Origin of the sequence: Nocardioides sp. Root151 (genome assembly GCF_001427925.1) — a bacterium.
Lineage (GTDB): Bacteria > Actinomycetota > Actinomycetes > Propionibacteriales > Nocardioidaceae > Nocardioides.
The window spans coordinates 888,489-907,744 of record NZ_LMGG01000004.1; the positions used below are offsets into that span (position 1 = coordinate 888,489).

Consider the following 19,256-nt stretch of genomic DNA (forward strand, 5'->3'; position numbering starts at 1 on the left):
GACCGCCAGCATCTGACCGACCGGGTCAGGCATCATCGAACAAGTCACGGCACACACGGGAGGAGCAGCAGGTGACGAAGAGTGAACGCCTCCTCAACCTGCTGATCCTGCTGCTCGTGCAACGCCGCCCGCTGTCCAAGCAGCAGGTGCGCGACAGCATGCCGCCGTACCTCGAGGCCGGCGACGAGGCCTTTGACCGCATGTTCGAGCGCGACAAGGACGAGCTGCGTGCCCTCGGTGTGCCGGTCGAGATCGTCACGCTGGACAACTACTTCGACAACGAGATCGGCTACCGGATCAACCCGGACACGTTCGCCCTGCCCGGCATCACCCTGGCCGCGGACGAGGCGGCCGTGATCGGCCTGGCCACCCGGGTCTGGCAGCACGCCGGGCTGGCGGCCGCGACCAGTGACGCCCTTGCCAAGCTCAGCGCCGCAGGCGTCGAGGTCGACCGCAGCCGGCTCGACATCGCAGCGCCGGTGGTCGCGGTCTCCGACCCGAACTTCGACGTGCTCTGGCAGGCCTCCCTCGACCGCACCAGGGTCACCTTCGACTACCAGCGCTCCGGCGCGCCCAAGCCCGCCAAGCGACGCCTCGAGCCGTGGGGAGTCGTCTCGTCCTCCGGCCGCTGGTACGTCGTCGGGCGCGACGTCGACCGCGGCGAACCCCGGTTGTTCCGACTCTCCCGGGTCCATGGTGCGGTCAAGCGCACCGGCAAGTCGGACGCGTTCGTCGTACCGCCGGAGACCAATCTGCGCGAGCTCACCGCGAGTCTCTCCCCGGGGCCGGCCACCGAGGTCGGGACGGCCCTGGTGCGGCAGGGGAGCGGCCACGGACTGCGTCGTACGGCGACAGCTGTCGAGACCGACGTGCCCGGACCTGACGCGGTGACCGCATGGGACCGGGTCACGCTCACGCATTCCTCGGTGCACGGCTTCGTCGACGACGTGCTGGCCTTCGGGACCGACGCCGTCGTCGAGTCGCCCGCCGAGGCGCGCGACCTGGCCGTCCGACGGCTCACCGCCGCTGCAGGAGTCAGTTCATGAGCGCCGGCGCCAAGGAACAGGTCGGCCGGCTGCTCGCGCTGGTCCCGCTGATCCAACGCGAGGGCGACATGCGGCTCGAGGACGCTGCCCGGCGACTCGGCGTGCCACCCGAACAACTGGTCGCCGACCTGCGCGTCCTGATCTACTGCGGCTGGCCGGGGTGGATGCCGGGAGACCTGATCGAGGTCGACCTCGACGCGCTCGACGGCGACAGCGTGATCCGCATCCACAACGCCGACTACCTCGGCACACCCCTGCGGCTCTCCGCCGCCGAGGCGTCCGCGATCACGGTGGCCTTGCGCACGCTGCGCGAGTCGGCCGACGGTGACACGCTCGACAGCCTCGACCGGGCGCTCGCCAAGATCGAGACCGTTGCCGAGGACGGCCAGCAGGCCGCGCATGTCGAGGTCCGCGTGCCGCCCGGGCAACGCGAAGGCGCCGCCCTGCGCACCCGGCTCGCCGCGGCCCTCTCCTCGGGCCGCCAGGTCCGGCTCACCTACTACGTCCCCGCGCGCGACGAGAACACCGAGCGCACCGTCGACCCGATGGCGCTCGTCGACTCCCAGGGCATGGCCTACCTCCAGGCGTGGTGCCACGTCGCCAACGGGCGGCGGTTGTTCCGACTGGACCGGATCGTCGCCGACGAGACCCTCGACAGCGCGGCCGAGCCGCACCCCGACGTCGAGCCGGTCGACCTCGCCGACGGACTGTTCCGACCGGAACCCGACAATCCGCTGGTCACCCTCCGGCTGGCGCCCCAGGCCCGCTGGGTCGCCGAGTACTACCCGGTCGAGGCAGTCCGGGAACGGCGCGGCGGCAAGCTCGAGATCGACCTCAGGGTGGCCGACAGCCGGTGGCTGATGAGGCTGCTGTTGCGCCTGTCGCCGTACGCCGAGGTGCTCCGGCCCGCCGAGTACGCCGAGGCCTTCACAGCAGCCGCACAGGAGACCCTCAGCCTCTACCGTGTACCTGGCGCGTAGGATGGGACCGACCCCACAAGCGACCTTGAGGACGGACATGCTTCAACCACTGATCGCAACTCCCGGAGGCTGGGAGCTGGTCCTGATCGTGCTGGTGATCGTGCTGCTCTTCGGCGCCAAGAAACTGCCGGAGCTGGCCCGCGGCAGCGGCCGTGCCCTGCGCATCTTCAAGTCCGAGACCAAGGGCCTGTTGACCGATGACGAGGACGATGACAAGCCGGCGGCCGACAAGCCTGCCGGTGAGCTGGGTGCTCCCGAGAAGCGCGCCGAGTCCGAGCCGTTGACGTCGGAGCACCGCCCCGACACCACCAACTGACCCGTCCCTGAAGCCACTCCTGTGTCCTTGCTCGGTGTCGTCGCGCTCTTCAGCACGAAACCCATGCACGGCCTGGGAGCCGATGGCCGGATGGCCATCTCCGACCACCTGCGCGAGCTGCGCGCCCGGATCCTGCGGATCACGGTGGTGCTGGTCGTCGCCATCACGGTGTCCTTGTTCTTCTTCGACCAGATCTTCCAGCTGATCCTGGGTCCCTACGAGGACGCGCAGAAGGCTCTCGGCGAGGACGTCACCACCACCGCCACCATCAACGGCGCCGGCGGCCCGCTGATGCTGCACCTCAAGCTCTGCGGGCTGGCCGCTCTCGTGGTGACCAGTCCCTACTGGCTCTACCAGGTCTGGGCGTTCATCCTTCCGGGGCTGCACGCCAACGAGCGCAAGTGGTCACGGGTCTTCGCCGCCGTTGCGGGGCCGCTGTTCCTGATCGGTGCCTACGTCGGCTACCTGACCCTGCCCAAGGGTCTCGAGGTGTTGATCTCGTTCACCCCCGCCGACCTGACCAACCTGATCGAGTTCAGCGACTACCTGACGTTCCTCACCCGCACCCTGCTGGTCTTCGGGATCGCCTTCGAGATCCCGGTCTTCGTGATCCTGCTCAACCTGGCCGGCATCGTGAAGGGCAAGGCGCTGGGGGACCACCGGCCGTGGATCATCATCGGCACCTTCGTCTTCGCGGCGGTCGCGACGCCCTCGACCGACCCCTTCTCGATGCTGTTCCTGGCCATCCCGATGGTCGGGCTTTTCGCCATCTCCGAGGTCATCTGCCGCATCCTCGACCGCCGCAAGAACAACGCCGATCCCCTCCACGGTGTCGGCGACGACGAGTTGTCGCCCCTGTGAGGGGCCTGGCGACGGTCGATGCGTTCGACCTGCCCGAGTGGCTCGGCACCGGCGACGTGACCTGGCACGCCGAGGCGGCCGCAGACCGGTTGGGCGGGCACCTGGTGCACGGCCTCCTGGTCGGTGACCACGTCGAGCTGCCCTGCGACCTGCTGGGTGTCGACCGGGCCTGGCCGGAACCGGTGACCGACGACGCGACCCGGGTCCTGGCGCACCAGGCCTGGCGCAACGGACAGGTGCTCCTGGTCGAGCACGAGGACCGCCTCACGTTGGCCGTGCCGGGCACCGGCTTCACCGCCGACCGGATCCTGACCGCCCTGGCCCGGCTGGCGAAGGCGGTCGGTGCCCCGCCCGAGAACTTCGTCGCCGCGATGCGGCTCGGCGTGGTCGACGACCACGGATAGGGCAGACCTGCCCTATAGGGTCGGGCACGTGTCCACACCACGTCGAGAGATCGCCCTTCTCGTCAACCCGACGGCCGGCCGGGGCAAGGGTGCCCGCTACGCCTCGCTGGCCGCGCCACGGCTGCGTGACGCCGGCTTCGACGTACGACTCCTGCAGGGCACGTCCGCGGAGGAGGCTGAGGCGTTGGCCCGTGGTGCGGTCTCCGACGGATGCCACGCGCTGGTCGCCTGCGGCGGCGACGGGCTGGTGCACCTGGCCGTGCAGGCGCTCGCCGGCACGGACACCCCGCTCGGCATCATTCCGGCCGGCACCGGCAACGACGTGGCCCGCTACCTCAACATCTCGCGCACCGACCCGCTGGCCGCCGCCGACCGGGTGGTCGCCTCGCGACGACGGCGGATGGACCTGGCCCGCTGCGGCGACCGTTGGTTCGTCACCGTGCTCGCCGCGGGCTTCGACGCCATCGTCAACGAACGGGCCAACGACATGACCTGGCCGCGCGGCCAGATGCGCTACAACCTGGCCACGCTCGCCGAGCTGCGCACGTTCCGGCCCCTGCACTACACGCTCGAGCTCGACGGCGAGACGCGCACCCTCGACGCGATGCTGGTCGCCGTGGGCAACGGGCCCTCGTTCGGCGGCGGCCTGCGGATCACCGAGGGGGCCCTGCTCGACGACGGGTTCCTCGATGTCGTCATCATCAAGGCCATGTCCCGCCCCGAGCTGATCCGGACCTACCCGAAGCTGTTCTCGGGCACGCACACCACGCACCCGGCCTACGAGCACCACCGGGTGCGTAGGGTCACCGTGGCCACACCCGGAATCGTCGGCTACGCCGACGGGGAACGCTTCGGCGCACTGCCGTTGACCATCGAGTGCCCCCCGCTGGCGCTGGAGGTGCTGCTGTGAACGACCACCCGTCCCTGCGCGAGTTCTCGACGCTCTACGACTTCCCGCTCGACGACTTCCAGGTGCGGGCCTGTCGCGAGGTCGAGGAGGGCAAGGGCGTCCTCGTCGCCGCACCGACCGGCTCCGGCAAGACGATCGTCGGCGAGTTCGCCGTACACCTTGCGGTGCAGTCCGGCCGCAAGTGCTTCTACACCACCCCGATCAAGGCGCTGAGCAACCAGAAGTACGCCGACCTGGTCAAGCGGTACGGCGCCGACAAGGTCGGCCTGCTGACCGGTGACAACACCATCAACGGCGAGGCGCCGGTCGTGGTGATGACCACCGAGGTGCTGCGCAACATGCTCTACGCCGGCTCGCGCACGCTGACCGGCCTGGGCTTCGTGGTGATGGACGAGGTGCACTACCTTGCCGACCGCTCCCGCGGTGCCGTCTGGGAAGAGGTGATCATCCACCTCCCCGAGAGCGTCTCGGTGATCTCGCTGAGCGCCACCGTCTCGAACGCCGAGGAGTTCGGCGAGTGGCTGGCCACGGTGCGCGGCGAGGTGACCACCATCGTCGAGGAGCACCGGCCCGTCCCGCTCTTCCAGCACGTGATGGTCGGCAAGCAGCTGCACGACCTCTTCGCCGACGAGGAAGAGCTGGCCCAGGCCGGCTTCGCCCAGGAGGGCGCCAAGGTCAACCCGCACCTGCTGCGGGTGGCCCGCGACGACTGGGCGGCGACCCGCTTCAAGGATCGTCGCGACAAGAAGGGCAACCGTGGCCGCGGCTCCAAGCCGCAGGGCCGACGGCACTACCAGCCGACGCGTTTCGACATCGTGTCCCGACTGGACGCCGAGGGCCTGCTGCCGGCCATCGTGTTCATCTTCAGCCGGGTCGGCTGCGACGCGGCCGTCCAGCAGTGCCTCAACGCCAACCTGCGGCTGACCACCCCCGAGGAGCGCGACGAGATCTTCGCGTTCGTCGAGGAGCAGTGCCGCGACCTGCCCGAGGACGACCTCGAGGTGCTCGGCTACCACGAGTTCCTCGACGGGCTGACCCGCGGCGTGGCGGCCCACCACGCCGGAATGCTGCCGCGGTTCAAGCAGTGCGTCGAGGAGCTCTACCTACGGGGGCTGTGCCGGGTCGTGTTCGCCACCGAGACGCTCGCCCTGGGTATCAACATGCCCGCCCGCACCGTCGTGCTCGAGAAGCTCTCGAAGTGGAACGGTGAGGCCCACGTCGACCTGACGCCGGGGGAGTACACCCAGCTGACCGGACGGGCCGGTCGCCGCGGCCTCGACGTCGAGGGGCACGGGGTGGTGCTCTGGCAGCAGGGGATGAACCCCGGGGAGGTCGCCGGTCTGGCGTCCACCCGCACCTATCCGTTGCGCTCGTCGTTCCGGCCGTCGTACAACATGGCGGTCAACCTGGTGCACCAGTTCGGCAGGGAGCGTTCCCGCCAGCTGCTCGAGTCGTCGTTCGCGCAGTTCCAGGCGGACAAGGCGGTGGTCGGGCTGGCCCGCAAGCTGCGCAAGAGCGAGGACGCACTCACCGGCTACGCCGAGGCGGCCCAGTGCGACCGCGGTGACTTCATGGAGTACGCCGCACTGCGCCGCAAGCTCTCCGACGTCGAGAAGGGTGCAGCGAAGGCGCGACGCCGTGACGACCGTGACGACGTGATCAACTCCCTGGCCCGGCTCAAGGTCGGCGACGTGATCCTGGTGCCCAACGGAAAGTTCGCCGGGTATGCCGTGGTCACCGATCCGGGGCTCTCGCACGACGAGCCGCGCCCCTCGGTGGTGACCGCCGGCGGTCAGTCGCGGCGCCTGGCCCTGATCGACTTCACCACCCCGGTCGAGTCGCTCGACACGCTCCGCGTGCCGCGCAACTTCAGCGGCCGCAACCCGCAGATGCGACGTGACCTGACCTCGACCCTGCGCAACCGGACCCACAAGTTCGCCCCGCCACCGCCGTCGCGGCGTTCGTCACGGTCATCGCGCTCCGACGCCACCGCCCTCTCAGGAGTCGAGGCCGAGGTCGCCGCGCTGCGCCAGCGGATGCGCGAGCACCCGTGCCACGAGTGCCCCGAGCGTGAGGACCACGCCCGGTGGGGCGAACGCTGGTTCAAGCTGCAGCAGGAGGCGAACACGCTCAAGCGTCGGGTGGAGTCGCGCACGAACACGATTGCCCGCCAGTTCGACCGCGTCTGCGACGTGCTGACCGCGATGGACTACATCGACGGCGACACCGTCACCGACCGCGGCGTCCACCTCCAGCGCATCTACTCCGACATGGACCTGGTGGCCGCGGAGGCGATCCGCACGGGTCTCTGGAACGACCTCGACGCCTCGGAGCTGGCCGCCGTGCTCTCCGCCCTGGCATTCGAGGCGCGGCGCCCCGACGACGCGCGTTCACCGAAGATGCCCAGCGGCCGGATCCGCGACTCGCTGCGCGACCTGGTCCACCTGTGGAGCGACCTCGACGAGCTCGAGCGCAGCAACAAGCTCGACTTCCTCCGTGAGCCCGACATCGGCTTCGCGTGGGCGGCCTACCGCTGGGCCGAGGGCGATGCCCTCGACGACGTCCTCGGCGGCATCGACCTGGCCGCCGGCGACTTCGTGCGGGTGATGAAGCAGCTGCTCGACCTCGCGGTGCAGGTCGGACACGCCTCGGCCGGTACGCCGCTGCGCGCGGTGGCCCTGGAGGCCGCCGACCGCCTGCGACGCGGGGTGGTGTCCTACTCGTCCGTCGCGGAGTAGCCCGCACCCTGGCGCGCGGCCCGGGCCAGGGCCCATCCGTGGACGGCGCGTGAGCCGATCAGGAGCACCCCGAGCACGATCGTGGCCACGACGATGAACGAGAACGCCGTGCCGTCGCCGGTGACCACGCGGAGCAGCATCCCGATGACGACCGCACTGACCACCACGGTGATGCCGGACCCGATGTCGGTGGCTTCGCGCCTGCCGAGCTGACGGACCAGCAGCCAGCCGACCAGCACGCCGGCCAGGAACGGCCACGCGGTGTCGAGGACCCCGACGACCACGTTGCCCTTGTCGTGCTCGGCACGACCGATCGCAGCGAAGACGATGACCAGCACGAGGTCGAGGGCCAGGACGGTAAGGGCACGGCGCGACATGGCCGCCAACCTACCGGGTCGCGATGCCGGCCGGCTCAGCCCTGGAGGGCCTCGACCAGCCGGACCGCCGAGCTCCCGAGGTCCCACCGCTTGTCGAGCTCTACGACGCGCTCGGGGTCGGCCGGCGTCCGCGGCATGGTGAGGTCGAGGTCGCCCAGGTCCAGGTCGCGACGTACGGCGACCACCGTGGGCGCGACCTCGAGGTAGTCGGCGGCGTCCTTGATCTTGCCGCGCGGGCCGGGTCCCATGTCGGTCTCGGGATCGAACGCAGCCGCCACGATTGTCTTGATGTCGACAAAACGACCGAGCAGGGTGGCCGCGGTCTTCTCGCCGACGCCCTTGACCCCGGGGAGGCCGTCGGAGGCGTCGCCGCGCAGCGTGGCGAAGTCGGCGTACTGGTGGGCGTCGACGCCGTACTTGTCGCGCACCCACGCGTTGTCGACGCGCTCGTGCCTGCCCACACCGCGCGCGGTGTAGAGGACCCGGACCTCGGCCTCGTCGTCGACCAGCTGGAAGAGGTCGCGGTCACCGGTGACGATGTCGACCGGCATGCCCGCGCCGGTGGCCAGGGTGCCGATCACGTCGTCGGCCTCCATCTCGTCGGCACCCACGATCGTGATGCCGAAGGCCTCGAGCACGTCGATGATGATCGGGATCTGCACCTGGAGCGGGTCGGGCACCTCCTCGACGTCGGGGTCGGTTCCGGCCACCTCCTCGACCACGCGGTGCGCCTTGTACGTCGGGATCAGGTCGACCCGCCACTGCGGCCGCCAGTCGTTGTCCCAGCAGCAGACCAGGTGCGTGGGCTGGTACTCGCCGACCAGTCGGCTGATGAAGTCCATCAGTCCGCGGACCGCGTTGACCGGCGTGCCGTCGGGCGCGCGCATCGAGTCGGGGACGCCGAAGAACGCCCGGAAGTAGAGGCTGGCAGTGTCGAGGAGCATCAGTCGCTGGATGGTCACGGCGCACAGTGTGTCACTTCGCTACGCTGCCAGCGTGGAAGAAACCGATCGGCACATCCTGACGCTGCTGGCGACCGACGGCCGCATGTCCTACACCGACCTCGGCAAGGCGACCGGACTGTCGACCTCTGCGGTGCACCAGCGCGTGAAGCGGCTGGAGACGCGCGGCCTGATCAAGGGGTACGGCGCGACGATCGACCACGACCAGACCGGCCTGCCGTTGACCGCGTTCATCTCGATCACGCCGATCGACCCCTCGCAGGACGACGACTACCCCCAGCGGTTGAGCGGCATCACGCAGATCGAGTCATGCTGGTCGGTGGCGGGGGACGAGTCCTACATCCTCAAGGTGCGGGTGGCCACGCCGGCCCACCTCGAGGACCTCCTCGCGAAGATCCGGGGGGTCGCCAACGTGTCCACCCGCACCACGATCGTGCTGTCCACGCCCTACGAGAACCGACCCGTCTCGGGCTGACGCCGTTCGCGTCGCTTCAGGCGGTGCCGTCGTAGGCGGCCTGGAGCTCGGCGAGGTTGAACTTGCCCTGTGTGGACAGCATCTTCTTCATGAACCTGGCCACGGCCTCCGGATCGCCGGTCGTGTAGTCGGTGAAGTTGCTGGGGCCGACCTGCCACGACAAGCCGTACTTGTCCTTGAGCCAGCCGCAGGGCTGCTCGGTGCCGCCCTCGACCAGCGCGTCCCAGACCCGGTCGATCTCCGCCTGGTCCTCACAACGGACCTCCAGGGAGATCGCCTCGCTGAACGTGAACATGGGGCCGCCGTTGATGCCCACGAACCGTTGCCCGAGGAGCTCGAACTCCACGGCCATCGCGGTGCCGTCGTCGCCCATCCCGGTGGCGTCGTACTTCACGACGTTGAGCACCCGGCCGTCGCCCAGGACCGAGATGTAGTGGTCGATGGCTTCCTCGGCGTTGTCGTCGAACCAGAGGTTGGTGACGATCTTCTGCATGGGATGGTCCCTTCGTCGGAGTGTGTGGTCGTGTCGACCCGGTCTCGTCCCCGGATTCATCGCACTGGCCCGAAATGAGCAGCGGGTGCCATCCACCCAGGATGACACCCGCTGAGCCGTCCCCCCGGACGCGTGTGGTTGCTGAGTCAGTGAGCCTGCAGTGCCGCCGTGCGCCGCGACGCCTCGGCGACCTCGGCCGCGCGCAGGGCCGACTCGTCGAGGTTCCCGTGGTCGGCCCACCACTTCTGGCCCTCGAGCGGCAGCGTGTGGATCGGGTCGTAGTAGTGGTACTCCCGCGACAGGGCCTCGGGGTCGGTGGCCTCGATCGAGGTGCGGTAGTTCTTCGTCCAGCCGGAGATGCCGCGCACCTCGTCGTACGACGCCAGCTGGTGCACCCAGCGCTTGCCGACGAACGGCACGTCACACACGATCCGCGGCGTCGCGAAGCCTGGCAGGTAGCCCATGATGTGGTGCTGCAGGCGCTGCGCGTCGGCGACCGAGACCCGCCAGTGCTCGGAGTAGGGAATCATGTCGCACATGTAGAAGTAGTAGGGCATGATCTGCGCCCCGTCGAGCAGTCGGAAGCACAGGTCGAGCAGCGCGTGCGGGTCGGCGTTGACGCCGTTGAGCAGCACGCCCTGGTTGCGCACGTCGCGGATGCCGGTCTCGAGCATCGTGGCCGCCGCCTTCGCCACCAGCGGCGTCACCGAGTTCGCGTGGTTGACGTGGGTGTGCATCGCGATCGACACACCACGCGACCGGGCCAGCGTGGCGACCCGGGTCATGCCGTCGACGACGTCGTCCTGGAGCCAGTGCTGGGGGAGTCCCATGAGCGCCTTGGTGGCCAGGCGTACGTCGCGGATGTTCTCGATCTCGAGCAACCGCATCAGGAAGTCCTCGAGCCGCGCCCACGGCATGTTGGCCACGTCGCCACCGGAGACGACCACGTCGCGCACCGTCGGCGTACGGCGCAGGTAGTCCATCATCGAGTCGAGCCGGTCGACGGGCTTTGCGGTGAACTTCAGCTTCTCGATCACCGGCGTGGAGTTGCCGACGAGGTCCATGCGGGTGCAGTGGCCGCAGTACTGGGGGCAGGTCGGCAGCAGCTCGGCCAGCACCTTGGTGGGGTAGCGGTGGGTCAGGCCCTCGGCCACCCACATGTCGTGCTCGTGCAGGGAGTCACGGGTGGCGTGCGGGTGTGAGGGCCAGTCGGTACGGCGGTCGGAGAAGACCGGCAGCATGTAGTGGCGCACCGGGTCGGCGTAGAACGCGTCGGTGAGTGAGCCCGGGCCCGTGGGTTCGGTGGTGGGCGCCATCGTGTTCATCATCTGCGGCGGCACCAGCATCGACATGGTGGCCCGCTCGGTCTGGTCACGCTCGAGGTCGGCGTAGAACCGGTCGTCGACGAGGTCGCCGAGCAGCTCGCGCAGCTGCTTGAGGTTCTTGATGCAGTGCGAGCGTTGCCACTGCACGGATTCCCACTCCGCGACGGTGACGTCCTTCCATCCGGGGAAGCGGGTCCAGTCGGGTTCGACCAGCTCGGTGCGACGGTAGGGGTACGGCTGACCGGTGAGGGAGGCGATCGAGGTCTCGATGCTCATCGGAGGCTCCTGTCGGACGACGTGGGGACGCATGGCGAGGCGGAGGTGTGACGTGGGCCTCAAAGACCAGAATAGATGGAGATTATCCTGCAGTTCAAATGCAACACCGTAAATTGTCCCGCAAGATGAGTCCTGATGCGGAATTGCCACCGAAGGCGGACCTCGCGTCGGACTTCGTGGGTGAACAGCGGGTGTCCTGGCGCGCTCCGCGGGCCGGTCTGGACCGCGCTTCCGGCGTGTCTCGCGAGACACGCCGGAGCTGCTGGAAAACAATGATGAATTCTTGGCGACCAGGCCCCCTGCCTGACCTGCGACAACGCGAGTTTGTGCAGGTCAAGGCCGTGTTGACAGCGCCCGGACTGGTGGGCAAAAGTGCCCGGGTCCGCCCATGCAGATCGTGATGGCGGACCGACGTCCAGGTGGTCGTCGGAGACGGTGCGAGCACCACGTGCCGGTCCCCGATGACTCGCGGAGGTCGGTCCCGCCGCTCGAGGGCGGATGCGGGAGGGCCTCCAGCTCCGTAGACAACTTCGCACCGACGGCCGCCAGTCGCCGATGAGGAGGTCCGAAGGGTTGCCTGGCCCTCCCGCGCCTGCATGAACCCCGCAGGTAGCCTTGCCGGGTGCTCCGCATCCTGCTCGCCCTGGTCAGCGGGATCGCCGTGGGACTGGCCTTCGAGCCGGTCGCAGCAGTCGTCCTCCTGCCACTCGGCCTGGCCCTCTTCCTGTGGTGCGTGCACCAGCAGTCGACGCGGTACGCCGCGCTGCTCGGCCTGGTCTTCGGGCTCGCCAACATGCTGGTCCTGCTGTTCTGGCTGCGCGTCATCGGCATCGACGCCTGGCTCGCGCTCTCCACGTTCGAGGCGCTCTACTTCGCCCTGGCCGGCGTCGGCCTCGCCGCGGTGTCGCGGCTGCCGGGGTGGCCGGTGTGGTCAGCCGTGGTCTGGGTGGCCGTCGAGACGTTCCGCGGCGCCTGGCCGATGAGCGGGCTGACCTGGGGCCGGGTGTCGTTCGCGGTCATCGACACCCCGTTCGAGCGCTGGTTCCCGTGGGTCGGCGCCAACGGCGTCAGCCTCCTGGTCGTGCTGTGCTCGGCAGTCCTGCTGTGGTGCCTGCAGAACCTCCGCAACCGGCAGGTGCTGGCCGGGGGAGTGCTCAGCGGCACGGTCCTGGCCGTGGTCGTGCCCTGGTTCGTGCCGATCCACGCGACCTCCGACGAGACCGCGACCGTCGCGGTCGTTCAGGGCGACGTGCCCGGCAACGGCGACGACCTGATCGCCCACCACCGCGAGGTCACCGCCAGCCACATGGCACTCACCCAGGAGCTGGCGGAGCAGGTGGAGGACGGCAAGGCCGAGCGCCCCGACTTCGTGGTCTGGCCGGAGAACACGACCGCGGTCGACCCGTTCCTCGACAGCAGCGTCCGCCAGATGCTCTCGCTGACCTCGCAGATGATCGGGGTGCCGATCCTGGTCGGCGCCATCGTCGACGCCGATCGGGAGCACGTGCTCAACCAGGGGATCGTCTACGACCCGGTGACAGGTGCGGGCGACCGCTACACGAAGCGTCACCCCGTGCCGTTCGGCGAGTACATCCCGTATCGGCAACGCTTCGGCACCGCCAACTTCGGCCGTCTGGAGATGGTGCCGCGCGACATGCTCAGCGGCACCGGCGTCGAACCCCTGCGCGTCGACGGCCTCAAGGTGGCCGACGTGATCTGCTTCGACGTCTCCTACGACGACACGGTCACCGACCAGGTACGTCGTGGGGCCGACCTGCTCGTCGTACAGACCTCCAACGCGATGTTCATCCACACCGGCCAGATCGAGCAGCAGTTCGCGATCAGCCGACTGCGCGCCCTCGAGACCGGACGCACCGTCGTGGTGGCGGCGGTGAACGGTCGCAGCGGAGTCATCGGTGCCGACGGCAACGTGATCAAGGCGATCGAACCGCGCACCCGCGACGTCCTCGTGCAGGAGGTGCGCCTGGCGGACGGCACGCCGCCGGCGATGGTGGTCGGGCCGTGGCTCGGGCGACTCACCGTGCCGCTCGCCCTCGGTGCGGCGCTGTTCCCCCTGCTGTCGTATCGTCTGCAACGCAGGAAGCGGGTCCCCCACGAGGCGGATCCCGAGCCGGACGACCAAGGGGACAACGCGTGACGTACGACGGACTGGGCCGCGTCGTGATGGTGATTCCGACGTACAACGAGTCGCTCAACATCGAGTGGATCGTCGCGCGCCTGCGCGAGGCCCAACCCGGCGTCGACGTGATGATCGTCGACGACAACTCTCCCGACGGCACCGGCAAGCTGGCCGACAAGCTCGCCGAGGCCGATCCCCAGATCACCGTCGTGCACCGCACGGAGAAGGCCGGGCTCGGTGCGGCGTACCTGCACGGCTTCCGGGTCGCCCTTGACCTGGGCTACGACGTGATCGGCGAGATGGACGCCGACGGGTCCCACCAGCCCGAGCAGCTGCACAGGCTGCTCGACGCGCTGCGCACCGCCGACCTGGTCATCGGCTCCCGGTGGATCCCGGGCGGTTCGGTGGTCAACTGGCCCAGGTCCCGTGAGTTCCTCTCCCGGGGCGGCAACCTCTACGTCCGCCTGTTGCTCGGCGTGAAGATAAAGGACGCCACCGCCGGGTTCCGGGTCTTCAAGCGGGCCACGCTGGAGGCCATCGACATCGACACGGTCGAGTCCACCGGCTACGTCTTCCAGACCGACATGGCGTGGCGCACACTGCAGACCGGCGGCACCGTCGCCGAGGTGCCGATCGAGTTCATCGAGCGCGAGCGCGGCGACTCCAAGATGAGCGGTTCGGTGGCGACCGAGTCCCTGAAGCGGATCACCCGCTGGGGCCTGCACGAGCGGTGGGCCCGCCTCAAGCGCACCTTCCGGCGCGGGCGCTGACGACCATGCCTCGCCGTCGTCGGCTGCCCGGACTGCTGATCGCGGTCCTGTTCTTCGGGATCCCGCTGCTCGAGATCTACGTGCTGATCCAGGTCGGCCAGGTGATCGGCGTCGGCTGGACGATCCTGCTGCTGATCGCCGACAGCCTCCTCGGCGCCTGGCTGATCAAGCATGAGGGCGCCCGCGCGATGTCCGCGTTCAGCCAGGCGCTCTCCAGCGGCCGGATGCCGGCCAAGGAGATCGCCGACGGCATCCTGGTGCTGTCCGGCGGCATGCTCATGCTCTCGCCCGGTTTCGTGCTCGACATCGTGGGCCTGCTGCTCGTCCTCCCGTTCACCCGACCGTTGGCCCGCCGAGGACTGTCCCGGTTCGTCGCGGCACGGCTGGTCACCGACCTGCCGTTCGGGGGCGGAAATGACAAGCGCCCCCGACCCGGTTCACAGGGAACCGTGGTCGAGGGCGAAGTCGTCGATGACGACCCGTCGAACTAGACGGACGCCTTCTTCTTCTTGCTCTTCGAGGCGCGGTGCAGGTGCGCCGGGCCGATCTCTCCACCGCGGAGCAGCTCGAGCCGCTCGCTGAGGATGTCTTCGAGCTCCTTGATCGAGCGACGCTCGAGCAGCATGTCCCAGTGAGTACGAGCCGGCTTCTCAGCCTTCTCCTCGGGGAGGATGCCGTCGACGTTCAGCGCGACCGCCCCACACTTGGGGCATTCCCAGTTGGCCGGGATGTCCGCCTCGACGGACATCGGGACCTCGAACTTGTGACCCTGCGGGCAGGCATAGCCCACCTGCTGACGTGCTGCGAACTCGATGCCGCGCTCGTCCTCGAAGCTCTGGCCTCCGAGCCGGGCTCCGCGCAATGTGCGCTCCGCCATGAGCTACCTCCGATTGACGTTCTGATTTGTCTCTTCGTGGTTGAGACGGAGTCCCCCCACAACCATGACGGGGCTTTCGTGCGTGCCACGTCACACCTACAAACGTACGACGGGGGCCAAGGATTCCTCAGGAGAGCTGAATGTGGCCGAACGCACGTTCGGGGCTCACTCCGGGAGGATCTAGATGACCGACGGCTCCACGTTACCGGCTTCGCGGATCCCGCGCGCGGTGTCCACCTTCAGGAGCAGCAGGCCACCGAGGACGAAGAACGCGATGAGGGCGAAGATGGCCGGCCGGTAGGAGTCGGTCAGCTGGTAGACCACACCGAAGGTGAGCGTGCCGAACCACGAGGTACCTCGGTCCATCGCGTGGTAGAAGCTGAAGAACTCACCCTCACGCCCGCGGGGGATCAGCAGGGAGAAGTAGGAGCGGGCCAGTGCCTGCGTGCCGCCGAGCACCAGACCGATCGCGAAGCCCATCGCCAGGAACGGCACGATCTGCTCCTTGGGCAGGACCAGGGCCACCGCCACGATGGCCATCCAGATGACCAACCCGACGAGGATGACCTGTTTCGCGCCGTACTTCTCGGCTGCCTTGCCGAAGACCAGGGCGCCCGCGAACGCGACGAACTGGACCATCAGGATCGTCCCGATCAGCACCGACGTGCCGAAGCCGAGCTCCTCGGCGCCATAGATCGAGGACGACGCGATGACGGTCTGGATGCCGTCGTTGAAGAAGAGGTAGGCGCCGAGGAAGGTCAGCGCCATCGGGTAGTTCTTCATGTCCTTGAGCGTGGCCCAGAGCTGGCCGAAGCTCTGCGAGATGATGCCGCCCTCCTCGGCGACCACGTGGACCGGCTCGTGGTTGCGCAGGCGCAGGTAGGGGATGAACGTGAACCCCGCCCACCAGATCGCCGCCGAGAGCATGCTCAGCCGCACCGAGAAGCCCTCGGACATGCCGAACGTGTCGTGGAACAGGAACATGACCAGGTTCACGACCAGCAGCAGTCCGCCGCCGAGGTAGCCCCAGGCCCAGCCCCGCGAGGAGACCCGGTCGCGTTCCTCCTCGGTGGAGATCAACGGCAGGATCGAGTCGTTGAACACGGTGGACGCGCCGAGGCAGAGGTTCGCCCCGATCACCGCGATCGCACCGATCTGCCAGTTCTCGCCCTTGCAGAAGAACAGCAGGGAGGCGAACGCGGCACCGGTCCACGCGAAGCCGGCGAGCAGACCCTTCTTGTTCGCCGTACGGTCGGCCACCGCGCCGAGCAGCGGCAGCAGGATCGCCGACAGGATCGTGGAGAAGGTGACGAGGTACGACGGCAGGGCCCCGGGTGCGATCGAGAGTCCGAGGACGTCGATGCGGTTGTCGACCGCCGCGTTCTTCGCGATCGCGATCAGGTAGGGGCCGAGCATGACCGTCGACACGGTGGTGACGTAGGCCGAGTTGGCCCAGTCGTACCAGTACCAGGCCTTCTGCTCCCGTGCCCGCGCCAGCGGCCTCAGGTCCGCAATGCCGCTGACTCCGTTGTCCGCCATGTGCTCATCCCTCCCAGTGGCCGTGCTCGACGAGCACGGTCTTGAGTATGTCGGTGCGATCGGTCATCAGGCCGTCGACACCACGTTCGAGCAGCTCGACCATTTCGGCCGGCTCGTCGATCGTCCAGACGTGCACATGGGTGCCGACGGCGTGCGCCTTGCGCACCAGCCACCGGCTGGCCACCGGGATCGGCCCCCTGCGGTGGGGTATCTGCAGCGCGGCGACGTGGCCGCGGGTCAGCAGTCGGGCGATCCGTCCGGTGGGGGAGAGCACCCAGACCACCACCTCCAGCGGGTGCGCGCTGGTGGGCACCCGTCCGCCGGTCAGCCTGCGGAACTGGCCGAGGCTGCGACCGTTGAAGGAACCGACCAGGACCCGGTCGTAGGCCTCACGGGCTCCGATGAAGTCGGCCAGCGGGCGTACGGCGGCAGCCGACTTGATGTCGATGTTGAACCGGGCTCCGGGGAACGCGTCGAAGAGCTCGGCCAGGGTCGGCACCCGCTCCTTGCCACCGATCAGCGCGCCCTGCACCTCGGCGTAGGTCAGCGCCGCGATCTCGCCCTTACGGTCGGTGACCCGGTCGAGGACGGTGTCGTGGAAGGCGAGCAGGACGCCGTCGCGGGTGGCGTGCACGTCGGTCTCGAGGTAGCGGTAGCCGAGGTCGAAGGCGTGCTGGAATGCCGCCATGGTGTTCTCCAACCCCTCGATCTCGGGGTGGAAGGCACCGCCCCGATGGGCGAAGGCGAGCGGTCCGGTGGGCTCGTCGAGGAACGGGAATCCTGTGGGGCGTCGGGTCACGACTGCATTCAACACGCACATGGGGCAATCGTGTCCCCGAAACGACGGCGCGGCATGCGCCCGGATACTCAGATTCCTTGCCCACAAAGGAGTAACGTGCGCCCCATGGAGGACTCGCTGAAGTGCCCGAACTGCGGCGCCGAGATGGTCGAACGCGATCTCGGCCGGATGAGTGTCAACCAGTGCCCCGAGGGGCACGGCGTGTTCTTGGCCCGGGCCGACCTGGGCGAGTTCATCGACGCCGAGAACGACTGGCACCGTGAGGGCGGCGGCTTCCACACCGCCCCGCTCCCACGCATCACGGCCGACATGAGCAAGCCCCCGCCGATGGCACCACGGGCTCCCGCGTTCATCGCCACGCTCTTCACCTGAGCCCGGTCGCCCCGCGCGGGGCGACCCGGCCCGCGAGCCTCAGATGTCGCGGAAGGTGACGATGTTGGCACCGAGGGTGTTCAGCCGCTCGGCGAGGTCCTCGTAGCCACGGTGGATCACGTACGTCGAACGCAGTACCGAGGTGCCCTTCGACGCCAGCATGGCCAGCAGGATCACCACTGCGGGACGCAGCGCGGGCGGGCAGACGATCTCGGTGCCCGACCAGCGTGTGGGCCCCTCGACCAGCACCCGGTGCGGGTCGAGCAGCTTCACCTGTGCGCCGAGCTTGGTCAGCTCGGTGAGGTAGATGGCGCGGTTCTCGTAGACCCAGTCGTGCAGCAGCGTCTGGCCCTCGGCGACGGCGGCGATCACCGCGAAGAACGGCAGGTTGTCGATGTTGAGGCCCGGGAACGGCATCGGGTGGATCTTGTCCATCGGCGCCCGCAGCTGCGACTGGCGCGTGGAGACGTCGACAAGACGGGTGTGGCCGTTCTCCGCGAAGTACTCCTCGGAGCGGCTGTAGTTGAAGCCCATCTCCTCGAGGGTGGCCAGCTCGATCTCGAGGAACTCGATCGGCACCCGGCGGATGGTGATCTCGGAGTTGGTCACGATGGCCGCGGCCAGCAGTGACATCGCCTCGATCGGGTCCTCGCTGGGCGCGTAGTCCACGTCGACGTCGATCTGGGTGCGACCGGTGACCGTCAGCGTGGTCGACCCGATGCCCTCCACCGTGACACCGAGACGCTGCAGGTAGAAGCAGAGGTCCTGGACCATGTAGTTGGACGACGCGTTGCGGATCACCGTGGTGCCGGGGTTCAGGGCGGCGGCCATCAGGGCGTTCTCGGTGACGGTGTCGCCGCGCTCTGTGAGCACGATCGGACGCAGCGGCTCGATGGCCCGGTTGACCGTGGCGTGGTAGCTGCCCTCGGTCGCCTTGACGTCGAGGCCGAACGGGCGCAGTGCGGCCATGTGCGGCTGGACCGTGCGGTCGCCGAGGTTGCAGCCGCCGGCGTACGGCAGGTCGAAGACGTCTTCACGGTGCAGGAGCGGGCCGAGGAACATGATGATCGAGCGGGTACGGCGCGCGGCCTCCTCGTCGATGTTGGCCAGGTCGAGCTGGGCCGGCGGCACTATCTCGAGGTCGTTGCTGTCGTTGAGCCACCGGGTCTGGACGCCGATGCTGTCGAGCACCTCGAGCAGGCGGTTGACCTCTTCGATGCGGGCGACCTTGCGCAGCGTCGTACGCCCCTTGTTGAGCAGGGAGGCACAGAGCAGGGCGACACCGGCGTTCTTCGAAGACTTCACGTCGATGGTGCCCGAGAGCGTCGTCGGCCCGGTGACCCGCAGGTGGGTGGGTCCGCCGGCGCCGAGCGCCACGATCTCGGAGTCGAGGGCGGAGCCGATGCGGGCCAGCATCTCGAGGGAGAGGTTCTGGTGACCCTTCTCGATGCGGTTGACCGCAGACTGACTGGTGGCGAGCAGGTCGGCCAACTGCTGCTGGGTGAGTCCGCGGTGCTTGCGGGCATCGCGGATCAGGTTGCCGATGCGTCCGAGGTAGTCCTGAGTCATGCCGACGACGGTATCTCAGATATGAGA

Annotated in this window: 20 protein-coding genes; 12 read left to right on the forward strand and 8 right to left on the reverse strand. The window is 68.7% G+C overall.

All coding sequences use genetic code 11. The features are described 5' to 3' along the window. The first annotated feature begins 71 nt into the window (after window positions 1–71). From ASD66_RS12840 to ASD66_RS12870, 7 genes are all read left to right on the forward strand, one after another. Window positions 72–1,046, forward strand: a complete 975-nt coding sequence (locus tag ASD66_RS12840; RefSeq protein ID WP_056891133.1) for a helix-turn-helix transcriptional regulator — start codon at window positions 72–74, stop codon at window positions 1,044–1,046. Then, complete coding sequence (locus tag ASD66_RS12845; RefSeq protein ID WP_056891134.1) at window positions 1,043–2,026, forward strand: helix-turn-helix transcriptional regulator; 984 nt, start codon at window positions 1,043–1,045, stop codon at window positions 2,024–2,026. Before ASD66_RS12840 ends, ASD66_RS12845 begins: the two co-directional genes overlap by 4 nt. A gap of 37 nt (window positions 2,027–2,063) precedes the next feature. Further along, window positions 2,064–2,342: a Sec-independent protein translocase subunit TatA gene (gene tatA / locus ASD66_RS12850; RefSeq protein ID WP_056678210.1), complete on the forward strand. Its 279-nt coding sequence runs from the start codon at window positions 2,064–2,066 to the stop codon at window positions 2,340–2,342. A gap of 90 nt (window positions 2,343–2,432) precedes the next feature. Further along, a complete protein-coding gene (tatC, locus tag ASD66_RS12855; protein WP_235530076.1) occupies window positions 2,433–3,203 on the forward strand; it encodes a twin-arginine translocase subunit TatC in 771 nt (256 codons plus the stop codon). Continuing rightward, window positions 3,200–3,607 (forward strand): hypothetical protein, encoded by a 408-nt coding sequence (locus ASD66_RS12860; RefSeq protein WP_056678213.1) that lies wholly within the window; start codon window positions 3,200–3,202, stop codon window positions 3,605–3,607. Before tatC ends, ASD66_RS12860 begins: the two co-directional genes overlap by 4 nt. 28 nt (window positions 3,608–3,635) lie before the next feature. Continuing rightward, entirely contained in the window at window positions 3,636–4,517 is an 882-nt protein-coding gene (locus ASD66_RS12865; protein ID WP_056891135.1) for a diacylglycerol/lipid kinase family protein, read from the forward strand. Further along, a complete protein-coding gene (locus tag ASD66_RS12870; protein WP_235530077.1) occupies window positions 4,514–7,255 on the forward strand; it encodes a DEAD/DEAH box helicase in 2,742 nt (913 codons plus the stop codon). Before ASD66_RS12865 ends, ASD66_RS12870 begins: the two co-directional genes overlap by 4 nt. On the opposite strand, the gene ASD66_RS12875 is transcribed toward ASD66_RS12870, so the two are convergent. After that, entirely contained in the window at window positions 7,234–7,632 is a 399-nt protein-coding gene (locus ASD66_RS12875) for a DUF3054 domain-containing protein (RefSeq protein ID WP_056678220.1), read from the reverse strand. The two genes, ASD66_RS12870 and ASD66_RS12875, sit on opposite strands and share 22 nt — an antisense overlap. A gap of 35 nt (window positions 7,633–7,667) precedes the next feature. Beyond that, window positions 7,668–8,576: a 5'-3' exonuclease gene (locus tag ASD66_RS12880; protein WP_056679408.1), complete on the reverse strand. Its 909-nt coding sequence runs from the start codon at window positions 8,574–8,576 to the stop codon at window positions 7,668–7,670. Between the two features lie 52 nt (window positions 8,577–8,628). Between ASD66_RS12880 and ASD66_RS12885 the strand changes: the two genes are divergently transcribed. Beyond that, complete coding sequence (locus tag ASD66_RS12885) at window positions 8,629–9,069, forward strand: Lrp/AsnC family transcriptional regulator (protein WP_200950020.1); 441 nt, start codon at window positions 8,629–8,631, stop codon at window positions 9,067–9,069. A gap of 16 nt (window positions 9,070–9,085) precedes the next feature. Here the strand turns inward: ASD66_RS12885 and ASD66_RS12890 are convergent, their stop codons facing one another. Both ASD66_RS12890 and ASD66_RS12895 read right to left on the reverse strand, forming a co-directional pair. Then, complete coding sequence (locus tag ASD66_RS12890) at window positions 9,086–9,562, reverse strand: VOC family protein (protein ID WP_056678225.1); 477 nt, start codon at window positions 9,560–9,562, stop codon at window positions 9,086–9,088. Between the two features lie 146 nt (window positions 9,563–9,708). Next, the gene (locus ASD66_RS12895; RefSeq protein ID WP_056891137.1) at window positions 9,709–11,163 is read right to left on the reverse strand and encodes a KamA family radical SAM protein; all 1,455 of its coding nucleotides are present in this window, start codon (window positions 11,161–11,163) and stop codon (window positions 9,709–9,711) included. A gap of 622 nt (window positions 11,164–11,785) precedes the next feature. Here ASD66_RS12895 and lnt point away from each other — a divergent pair. The 3 genes from lnt to ASD66_RS12910 are packed head-to-tail and all read left to right on the forward strand — an operon-like array spanning window position 11,786 to window position 14,564. Next, a complete protein-coding gene (gene lnt / locus ASD66_RS12900) occupies window positions 11,786–13,321 on the forward strand; it encodes an apolipoprotein N-acyltransferase (protein WP_056891138.1) in 1,536 nt (511 codons plus the stop codon). A gap of 26 nt (window positions 13,322–13,347) precedes the next feature. Continuing rightward, a complete protein-coding gene (locus tag ASD66_RS12905) occupies window positions 13,348–14,073 on the forward strand; it encodes a polyprenol monophosphomannose synthase (RefSeq protein WP_056679411.1) in 726 nt (241 codons plus the stop codon). A 5-nt stretch (window positions 14,074–14,078) separates the two neighbouring features. After that, a complete protein-coding gene (locus ASD66_RS12910; RefSeq protein ID WP_056679413.1) occupies window positions 14,079–14,564 on the forward strand; it encodes an FxsA family protein in 486 nt (161 codons plus the stop codon). On the opposite strand, the gene ASD66_RS12915 is transcribed toward ASD66_RS12910, so the two are convergent. The 3 genes from ASD66_RS12915 to ASD66_RS12925 form a co-directional block, all read right to left on the reverse strand. Further along, window positions 14,561–14,950 (reverse strand): RNA polymerase-binding protein RbpA, encoded by a 390-nt coding sequence (locus ASD66_RS12915; protein WP_056891139.1) that lies wholly within the window; start codon window positions 14,948–14,950, stop codon window positions 14,561–14,563. The genes ASD66_RS12910 and ASD66_RS12915 overlap by 4 nt on opposite strands. A 180-nt stretch (window positions 14,951–15,130) precedes the next feature. After that, complete coding sequence (locus ASD66_RS12920; protein ID WP_056678233.1) at window positions 15,131–16,489, reverse strand: MFS transporter; 1,359 nt, start codon at window positions 16,487–16,489, stop codon at window positions 15,131–15,133. A 4-nt stretch (window positions 16,490–16,493) separates the two neighbouring features. Beyond that, window positions 16,494–17,288: a glycerophosphodiester phosphodiesterase gene (locus ASD66_RS12925; RefSeq protein WP_235530078.1), complete on the reverse strand. Its 795-nt coding sequence runs from the start codon at window positions 17,286–17,288 to the stop codon at window positions 16,494–16,496. 105 nt (window positions 17,289–17,393) lie between these two features. On the opposite strand from ASD66_RS12925, the gene ASD66_RS24745 reads away from it, so the two are divergent. Further along, the gene (locus ASD66_RS24745; RefSeq protein WP_056678236.1) at window positions 17,394–17,660 is read left to right on the forward strand and encodes a zf-TFIIB domain-containing protein; all 267 of its coding nucleotides are present in this window, start codon (window positions 17,394–17,396) and stop codon (window positions 17,658–17,660) included. Window positions 17,661–17,699: 39 nt separating this feature from the next. Here the strand turns inward: ASD66_RS24745 and ASD66_RS12935 are convergent, their stop codons facing one another. Further along, a complete protein-coding gene (locus ASD66_RS12935) occupies window positions 17,700–19,229 on the reverse strand; it encodes a UDP-N-acetylglucosamine 1-carboxyvinyltransferase (RefSeq protein WP_056678238.1) in 1,530 nt (509 codons plus the stop codon). Window positions 19,230–19,256 lie beyond the last annotated feature (27 nt).

Excerpts from the sequence above, each read along its gene's own strand:
- ASD66_RS12845 (WP_056891134.1), top strand. The coding sequence starts at position 1,043 with ATGAGCGCCGGCGCCAAGGAACAGGTCGGCCGGCTGCTCGCGCTGGTC.
- tatA (WP_056678210.1), top strand. The coding sequence starts at position 2,064 with ATGCTTCAACCACTGATCGCAACTCCCGGAGGCTGGGAGCTGGTCCTG.
- tatC (WP_235530076.1), top strand. The coding sequence starts at position 2,433 with ATGGCCATCTCCGACCACCTGCGCGAGCTGCGCGCCCGGATCCTGCGG.
- ASD66_RS12875 (WP_056678220.1), bottom strand. The coding sequence starts at position 7,632 with ATGTCGCGCCGTGCCCTTACCGTCCTGGCCCTCGACCTCGTGCTGGTC.
- ASD66_RS12880 (WP_056679408.1), bottom strand. The coding sequence starts at position 8,576 with ATGCTCCTCGACACTGCCAGCCTCTACTTCCGGGCGTTCTTCGGCGTC.
- ASD66_RS12890 (WP_056678225.1), bottom strand. The coding sequence starts at position 9,562 with ATGCAGAAGATCGTCACCAACCTCTGGTTCGACGACAACGCCGAGGAA.
- ASD66_RS12895 (WP_056891137.1), bottom strand. The coding sequence starts at position 11,163 with ATGAGCATCGAGACCTCGATCGCCTCCCTCACCGGTCAGCCGTACCCC.
- ASD66_RS12905 (WP_056679411.1), top strand. The coding sequence starts at position 13,348 with ATGGTGATTCCGACGTACAACGAGTCGCTCAACATCGAGTGGATCGTC.
- ASD66_RS12910 (WP_056679413.1), top strand. The coding sequence starts at position 14,079 with ATGCCTCGCCGTCGTCGGCTGCCCGGACTGCTGATCGCGGTCCTGTTC.
- ASD66_RS12915 (WP_056891139.1), bottom strand. The coding sequence starts at position 14,950 with ATGGCGGAGCGCACATTGCGCGGAGCCCGGCTCGGAGGCCAGAGCTTC.
- ASD66_RS12920 (WP_056678233.1), bottom strand. The coding sequence starts at position 16,489 with ATGGCGGACAACGGAGTCAGCGGCATTGCGGACCTGAGGCCGCTGGCG.
- ASD66_RS24745 (WP_056678236.1), top strand. The coding sequence starts at position 17,394 with ATGGAGGACTCGCTGAAGTGCCCGAACTGCGGCGCCGAGATGGTCGAA.
- ASD66_RS12935 (WP_056678238.1), bottom strand. The coding sequence starts at position 19,229 with ATGACTCAGGACTACCTCGGACGCATCGGCAACCTGATCCGCGATGCC.